This window comes from Ruegeria sp. AD9 (assembly GCF_056542305.1).
Window position 1 is genome coordinate 23,664 of record NZ_JBQFZP010000026.1, and the last position, 7,642, is coordinate 31,305.

Consider the following 7,642-nt stretch of genomic DNA (forward strand, 5'->3'; position numbering starts at 1 on the left):
GTTCGCTTTAGCTTTTTCCAGTGGCGCCATTCGGGCATCACGCGTTGTTGGCGGTCTCGGCAGTCAACGAAAAATCGTTCCGTCGAAAAAGCCCTCCGCGGCAGGTTTTGGGCAAGATAGTCACAGGGTCGAGGTATTTTCCATTGGCTGTCCAGATACGAGAGATTCAAACAAGCACATCCAATTTGATTAATTTCAACGAACCCAGAGGGAGAAGAAAATGACCAACAAGATGGTGAAGATTGCGGGCGCAACTTGTTTCGCACTGCTTGCGGCCTGCGACGATACGAGTACATCAAGCGCGCCCGCCGAGCTCACGCCGGCTCAGCAAGCATGTTTGCGAGATGTAGCTAGCACAACGAACAATTCGCAAGTCGTGGTGCTCTCATCCGCGTTTAGCGAGGCGGGAACACAAGTCACTGTCGGCGTTGGTGAGGATCGTGCTCCTTGGAATTGTATTGCCTACAGTGATGGAGCAACAGCTGGTATCGAGTTCCTGGGCGACGAAGGCGCATTGTGACCAGTCTGCTGCGTAGCCGAAAACGGCTGCGCAGCACTGGCTTGATCTGCTGAGGTTCGACTTGGTTTGTAGAACCACCATCATTGTATTCGCGATCCTTTACCTGTTGGCGTTGATTGCATTCTTGACGGGCACATTTGGCTGGTTGGGACAGGAAAGAGACCCTTTGTCCGGGGTGTTCCTTCTGCCGTTGGGGCTACCTTGGATACTTGTAGCGGACTCGATCTCAGAGGCGGCCAAACCGTGGTTCGCGGCGCTCGCACCGGTGCTCAACCTGTTGGCGCTGGTCTTGATTTGCAGATGGGCACACGGTTTGCGCCGGCAGTAATAGCCGCGCTTATCCTCACCAAAAGGGAGGAAAACATGGGAAAAGTGATCTTGGGTATTGTGATCGGGCTCGTCCTCGGCGTGGTTGGGGCGATGACCCTGGGTGGCGGCGCCGCGGTGGGTGTTGGCGTTGCGACAGGCTTGTCCGCCGGTGACTGCACCACATTGAAAGGAGCACAAGCTGAAAATCTGATCACCGCCGAGCAAGCGGATCAGATCCTCAATCGCGTAAATTCCGAGATGGCAACACTGCAAGGACTTGAAACGATAGACGAGGTCGTCGGCAGCGCACAGGCATGCGATGAGTTTCTATCAAAGTTGAGGGATGCGAAATAAGGTTCCTGCCCACGAGGAACAGAACATCAAGGATAGACCAAAAGAGGACCTGCTTGTGAAACGTAGTCTAATGAACCTTGTCACTCCTGTACTTGCGATCAGCGGAACAGCCGCGCTGGCCATGTCAGACGCCGACGACGCTTGCATCGACCATTTGCGGCAGGTTGGTGGACCAGACGGTCAATCCGGTACGATAGAAAGCTCAGAGTTCTCGGAAGCAGGTACGCTCGTCATGCTACGCGACGCAGGCGGAACGCTTTGGCGCTGTATCGCGTACAAGGATGGAAGCATTGGCGAGATGTCGGTTGTCGAGGCGATGGATGATGGCGGTGGCGCCATGGCAGGTGCCCCCGGCTCTACCGGTAACCAACGTGTCAAATTCGATGCCGGCTCCACTGGCGCCGAACTTGTTGGCCAACTCGCGCCCGGAGCGTCGCAGCAATACCTTCTCGGTGCAAAGAACGAACAGTTCCTTTACGTCCGCGTTGCTCCGCGAAATGGCTCCTTGGACTACGTCATTCGTAACCCCGATGGTTCTGAACTGTTGGGATTGATGTCGGCGGACAATGAGTATCGAGGACAGCTTTGGCAATCCGGTGATCATGTTGTGGAGGTTATCAATCGCAGCAACTCTTCCGTCGACTACAACGTAATTTTCGGAATTGAATAGGTTATCGACCAGAAATCCTGGATCTCAAGTCCAATACTGCAAGGAGCGAAAAGATGAAATCCAAGGTCCTATTGGTGATAGGCACGGCGTGTATTGCTGCGCTCGCGGCATGCGATGAGAGTGGCGGATCGGTGGATGCAAGTGCACCAACTGTGGGCAGCTCTAGCGATCTTTCGTCATTTGAAGGGGCAAGAGCGGGACAGGCTGAAATGGGCATCCAGAGTCTCGGATTTGAACTCATCCGAAGCGAAGGGCTGACCTCGTACTGGTTTAACACGAATACTGGTGCATGTGCTCGGATCACAACATCTGAGGGAAGGTACTCAGATGTAGCTATGCTGCCATCAGGTGACTGCTGACACATTTTCATCGATCTAACATCCGCAATAGGGAGCACTAGTACGCATTTTGATCTGGCACATGCGGCGGTCATCGTTGTCGCTCTGATTGTTACAAACCTGGCATTGAAGTCGTCCGGCGTGATCAACGAAGAAAGCAAACACCGATGGAACTGGAAAGTTTTTCTGGCCTACTTCGTGGTCGTCTTTATCATCAACCTGGTGTGGCCAATTTAACGCTGCATGGCGGAAGGCTTATCACCCACTTGAAATGGATCTCGAGAATGAGCCGCTCCAATAGATTACAAAGTGGGAAGAGTTTGATCATAACAGGCTCAAAAATAGAAAGGAGCTGGCATGCGGTTTTTGACGTCACTGATATTCATTGGTGTTCTTGCAACTACTGCAAATTCTGACGTAACCAGTCGAAACGGTGGCCCAAGCAACAGTCAAATGCTTTCAAAGGGTGGCGACGGAGGTGTTGATGGCGTCGCTTTCTTTCGCCCGGTCTTGAGCGGAGTTTTGTATCGCTCTGGCTTCAAAGGCGGTGACAAGGATCGAACGGGTCTGAGTAACGTTCAGCGCGAAACCCTGTGCGATGAGGGGTTTTCAACCGGGTTTTATGCGGACTTCGGCAAAAACACTCAATACGGTCGCACCAGTTGCGGAAACGGATCTTTCGACTATCAAAGCGCCAGATCCTCCCGACCCGATGCTGTCATGGCGTCCATACACGAGGTGATTGAAAACCATGGAAAGGGCCCTGTTCTGGTGCACTGCATGTGGGGCGTTCATTCCTCGGGCGCATTGTCGGCAATGGCGCTCGTTCAGTTTTGCGGTTGGACGGAAGAAAGGGCCAAGGAATATTGGAATGACGCCCGAAACGGGGCGCCTTGTTCAGGCGGATGCGACAAGTGGATTGACACAAAATTCTCCAACTTCAGTGTCGACCCAAAGTTAAAAATCTCCACCGAACAACAGGCAGCGATTTGCCCTAAATGATACCGGGAGGACTATCCAAATGAAGTTCAATCTTCTGGGGCCACTTGCTTTCATCGCACCCACTGTCTTGTGGGCGAACGACGAAGTTCTCGGTGAAGCCACAACATTTGATAGTCCCAACGGCGTTTCTGAACGTTGTATTCGGATCGAAAAAGTTCCAACGGGCGAGTACAAGAACAGCGATCTTGAGGAAGAAACAGCCTATTGCGAGATCGATTTCTATGCCTCTGAAATTGCTATTTGCCCAAAAACCTGGAGCACTAGCCCAGGAATGGCCGTCTACGATATTTCGGAAGGACCCTACATGGGGAACCGTTCTGAATTCGAGAGAAACGCTTGCAAAGAGGGCAAGTTGGCAAAAGATCTGGCCAAAGACAGGGTGGCTAAATTCAAGTCCACCATGAACCAAAAGGGCACCAGTGGAACGTTTTCCACTTCTTCGCTGCTTTACTATCATTTCTCCAGGTATTTCGACACGACTGTCAAAGTTCCAGTCGCGGTTTGGCGCAGCATGGACGCCCAGGCGCATTTTTCCGAGGTCGCAGAGCCTGGTCTTGCGATTTCCGGTGGCTCTCATGGCGGGCGCATGAACCACGAAGGCTGGCGTGTCTTCGCAGCTGCGGATGCCGACCCGAACTCATACCAACCGACCGATGATCTATTCACATCGGATCGAACGCAAATATATGGTGTACTGCTTGATAGCCCTGGGCATCGATACGGCTCGGAAATCAACGGCACCCGTAAATCTGGTTGGGGGAAAGGCCAAAACCGTGATTTTCAGGAAACCCCCGCTTTCTTGGCTTTGCGTTCTTCAAAACCATTGTCTGAGGCCATTGCAGAGGGCGTCGGAGAAGGCCGAAAAGACCGGATGATCAACAAGGATCTCGGTCCCGATGTCAGCGACCAACAGATGGCATTTTGGATGCAAGAACTTACCGAGATTGTTCTCCTCGATTTCATCTTTAGCCAGCAGGACCGCGTAGGAAACATAGACTTCACACCCTATTGGTATTGGGTCGAAGACGGAAAGCTGAAGCATAAGAAAGCCAAGCACCATCAGCCGAATGATGGAGATATTCCCGCCGAGGCATTATTAATCCGTCGCAGCAATCTAAACGACAACGATGCTGGTGGGCGGGTCGAGTATGCTAACTTCGCGAAATCTACTCAAATGCTAGAGAAAATGCGGCACTTCTCTCCAAGCACGTACCGGCGCTTGGTTGCATTGAATAGCGACCTTCAAACCCAAGGCCCGGTTTATGACTGGCTGTCGCTAAGCCTTGGGCTTTCAGACAGTCAGATTGCACAAGCCGTCAAAAATACCGCGCTGGCAACGTCCATCCTCCAGAACAATTGTTCTAATGGTGATTTGATGTTCGACTTGGATCCTGTCGCATTCTTTTTGAGAAACGACACCGAGGTAGAGACAGTGGATTGTAATGACACGTAGGCTTTCTACGCTTTTTGCGGCGTTCATTTGGACCGCTCTGATCGCCTGCAAAGCGGCGGCATTGGATGTTATCGTCATATCGGATCTGAACGGCAGCTATGGTTCGGTGAAATACGATGCCCGCGTCGACAAAGCGATTGAGCGGGTAGTCGAGATTGATCCCGATTTGGTGATTTCGACGGGCGATATGGTCGCGGGACAGCGCATTCCCAACTTGTCAGACAAACAGGTCAGAGAGATGTGGAAGGCGTTTCACGAGGCCGTATCAGATCCTTTAGCGGCTGCCGGAATTCCATTTGCTGTCACGCCTGGAAACCATGATGCCTCCGCCTACAGTGGGTTCGAGCGTGAAAGAAAAATATACGCAGAGGAATGGATACCAAGAAAACCAGACGTCGATTTCCTGGTTTCGGATGACTACCCGTTCTTCTACGCGTTTGAGATGCAGGGCGTAACGTTTGCATCTCTGGATGCAACGACCTTAGGGCCGCTATCCGGTGATCAACAGGACCGACTTGGGGAATTGGGTGCAGACGGAGACCCGATTGTTACTTTCAGTCACCTCCCACTTTGGCCGTTCGCGATCCAGCGCGAACGCGAAATCATCGGTGACCCAACACTTGAAAAAATTTACCTAGAAAGCGGTGTCGTTCTGCATCTGTCAGGCCACCATCATGCCTTCTACCCAGGCTGGAAAGACGGTGTGGCTTATGTTTCCCAAGCTTGTTTGGGAGGTGGCCCGCGACGGCTCATCGGCTCAAAAGCCAGATCATCTCACAGCTTCACTCATGTTACGTTCCAGCCGAATGGAGAGTTTGGGATAGCAGTGTACCGGGGGCCTGAATTCGAAAGGTCGGTAAACTTCAAGTCGCTCCCGAAAGAGATCAGATCCCCAAATGCTGTGTTGAAACGTTTGGACCTTGTGAAGTGACTAGAGGTTGAGTTTCAGCTCAACTTTCTCTGGGACAAGATCGTTTATCATCTCTTCGATCCGGGCTTCTGAAAGCCCACCCGATGTGATGAAAAGCAATGAGACGCGAGATTTTCCGGGAACGTGGTGTTTTCTGACCAGCTTCCAGCCAGCGTCTGCGGCCATAGTTTCAATGTCTCCGCTGACTTTCAATGAGTGCTCTTCGTCAGAACCCTTTAGTAAGATTTCCACACCTTTGTTTCGGCCACCCAACCAAATGAAACACCAACATACAACCGCAACCAGTGTGGCCATCAAGGGCAAGCCCAGCCCTACCGCCAGCCCAAGCACGGTGACTATAATCATTTCCACCGTGTCGACCGGGTCATCCATATTTGATCGGAACCTTAACAGAGCTCCAATTCCAAAAATCACGAACCCAATCATCGATCCGTGCTGTACGACCAGAAACCCAACCGCCATGCCAACAAGCGCGTATAGGAAGAACAGTCGCGGCATGACGATATCGCTGACACTTCTGCGGGCTCTCCGCCTCACAGGGTGATAAACGATTAGTCCAGTCAATATGACAGTTACGATGACGTCGAGAGTGAAAAAATACAGTTCCTGTTTGCCCCGAAACTGTGTCCAACGTCGTTCGATAAGTATTTCCGACTCTGAATTGCCGGCCAGCATCGTCGCGGGGTCGATTTGTGACAACGCAGCACTTGGCAACAGCATCACCAATAACCCGGCCATAAGTGGGAAAGTCTTGTTCAACTTAACTTCCTTCCTACCTACTCTAGCAGATTGTGTTCCGCCAAAGGCAAATCTTGTCTAATTCAATCGCAATAGGCGGGATCAGGTAAAGAGATTACCATGCATTCTTCGGACAAAGCATCCGGACTGTGATACGAACGCTGACACTGGGATGTGGTCCAAGCGTGAGAAAATCCAATGTCAGAACAAAAGCTGCTTCGGTTGAAACTTGGGTTTTTGCGGTGCTTGCCCAAGCTTGGAACACAGGCTTCTTTTGCAAGCGCTACTGTTGCACTTCTGGCATGGATCGAGCTCGCCCATGCCGAGAGTCACGGTTTGACACTCATCGACTCCTTCAAGGTGGCGGATAAATCGGAAGGCTTCTCGGAGCCTTCCGGATTGTCTCTTTCCAACGCCGAAGGCTTCTTGTGGTCTGTAAGTGATGCCGAACCTAAACTGCACCTACTCGGAGTCGACGGGGTATTAGGAAACTCTTTCAAGTTGCCAGCATTGGCAGGATCAGATTTGGAGGGTGTTGCACCTCGAAAGGATGGGTCTGTTTTGGTGCTTCAAGAAACTGACCGATCAATCCTAGTCGTTCACCCAACTGACCCCATTCAACTGACGACAATACCTCTCGCATCTCTTAAAGGTTACCCGACCGCCGCTGCATTACTCGTCGGCAACCCATTGAACAAGGGACCCGAAGGCATCGCCGTTGACCCGGAATCCGGGCGGGTCTTCGTTGGCATTGAGGGACAACCAAGGTTGTTAATGGTGTTATCGCCAGAGCTAGACGAAATTATTGAGATCATTCCTTTAGCCCGCGATGCAGGTTTTATCTCCGAGCGTATAGATGATGATGAACTGGATTTGAGTGGCCTGGCATGGTCCCGGTCCTCGCGTTCTCTTTGGATTGTGAGTGACAAAAGCCGTCAGATCTTCGTCTACAATCCAGAGTCCAAGTCCGTAAAGTCTATCAGTTTGACGTTCACAGAAGATGGAAAACAAAAAGAAGTTAAACATCCCGAAGGGATCGCCCTCGATGAGACCAGAGGGCTTCTCTATATCCTGACAGACGATGCCAAGAAATCGCGGCTTTATGTTTTTGAGCAACCGGAATTGTGAGGACTGTTCTACTAGTTCTCTACTCTAACTTGTTGAAAAGCCGGGTTGTGTAATTGAGCGCCGTCGTATGTGCGGCATATTAAGTAAATCCGCGTTCTGTTCACTGTGTGTCCGTCATCGAATGATTTGGAACACGAGCGTTTGATTGGCTTAGGAGGATCAGGCTCGCCGTAGTTTCAATCTACGCCGCGTTCTGATG

General features: G+C 51.5%; 7 protein-coding genes. 6 read left to right on the plus strand and 1 reads right to left on the minus strand.

Annotated features, from left to right (window positions below; translation table 11 throughout):
• Positions 1-220 precede the first annotated feature (220 nt).
• From ACR0AM_RS20435 to ACR0AM_RS20455, 5 genes are all read left to right on the plus strand, one after another.
• A complete protein-coding gene (locus tag ACR0AM_RS20435; RefSeq protein ID WP_480474853.1) occupies positions 221-520 on the plus strand; it encodes a hypothetical protein in 300 nt (99 codons plus the stop codon).
• A gap of 363 nt (positions 521-883) precedes the next feature.
• Positions 884-1,183, plus strand: a complete 300-nt coding sequence (locus tag ACR0AM_RS20440) for a hypothetical protein (RefSeq protein WP_480474852.1) — start codon at positions 884-886, stop codon at positions 1,181-1,183.
• 55 nt (positions 1,184-1,238) lie between these two features.
• Positions 1,239-1,853 carry a hypothetical protein gene (locus tag ACR0AM_RS20445; protein ID WP_480623875.1) on the plus strand — a complete coding sequence of 205 codons (615 nt, stop codon included), beginning with the start codon at positions 1,239-1,241 and terminating at the stop codon, positions 1,851-1,853.
• A gap of 1,359 nt (positions 1,854-3,212) precedes the next feature.
• On the plus strand, positions 3,213-4,646 hold the full coding sequence (locus tag ACR0AM_RS20450; protein WP_480607443.1) for a hypothetical protein: 1,434 nt from the start codon (positions 3,213-3,215) through the stop codon (positions 4,644-4,646).
• Between the two features lie 61 nt (positions 4,647-4,707).
• Entirely contained in the window at positions 4,708-5,577 is an 870-nt protein-coding gene (locus ACR0AM_RS20455; protein ID WP_480607440.1) for a metallophosphoesterase family protein, read from the plus strand.
• Here ACR0AM_RS20455 and ACR0AM_RS20460 read toward each other — a convergent pair whose 3' ends face one another.
• Entirely contained in the window at positions 5,578-6,336 is a 759-nt protein-coding gene (locus tag ACR0AM_RS20460; protein WP_480623876.1) for a hypothetical protein, read from the minus strand.
• A 177-nt stretch (positions 6,337-6,513) separates the two neighbouring features.
• On the opposite strand from ACR0AM_RS20460, the gene ACR0AM_RS20465 reads away from it, so the two are divergent.
• Positions 6,514-7,443, plus strand: coding sequence for an SdiA-regulated domain-containing protein (locus ACR0AM_RS20465; RefSeq protein ID WP_480623877.1), 930 nt, complete (start codon positions 6,514-6,516; stop codon positions 7,441-7,443).
• The last annotated feature ends 199 nt before the right edge of the window (positions 7,444-7,642 follow it).

What these genes read in the sequence shown, in the direction of transcription:
- ACR0AM_RS20435 (WP_480474853.1), top strand. Translation starts at nt 221, where the DNA reads ATGACCAACAAGATGGTGAAGATTGCGGGCGCAACTTGTTTCGCACTG.
- ACR0AM_RS20440 (WP_480474852.1), top strand. Translation starts at nt 884, where the DNA reads ATGGGAAAAGTGATCTTGGGTATTGTGATCGGGCTCGTCCTCGGCGTG.
- ACR0AM_RS20450 (WP_480607443.1), top strand. Translation starts at nt 3,213, where the DNA reads ATGAAGTTCAATCTTCTGGGGCCACTTGCTTTCATCGCACCCACTGTC.
- ACR0AM_RS20465 (WP_480623877.1), top strand. Translation starts at nt 6,514, where the DNA reads ATGTCAGAACAAAAGCTGCTTCGGTTGAAACTTGGGTTTTTGCGGTGC.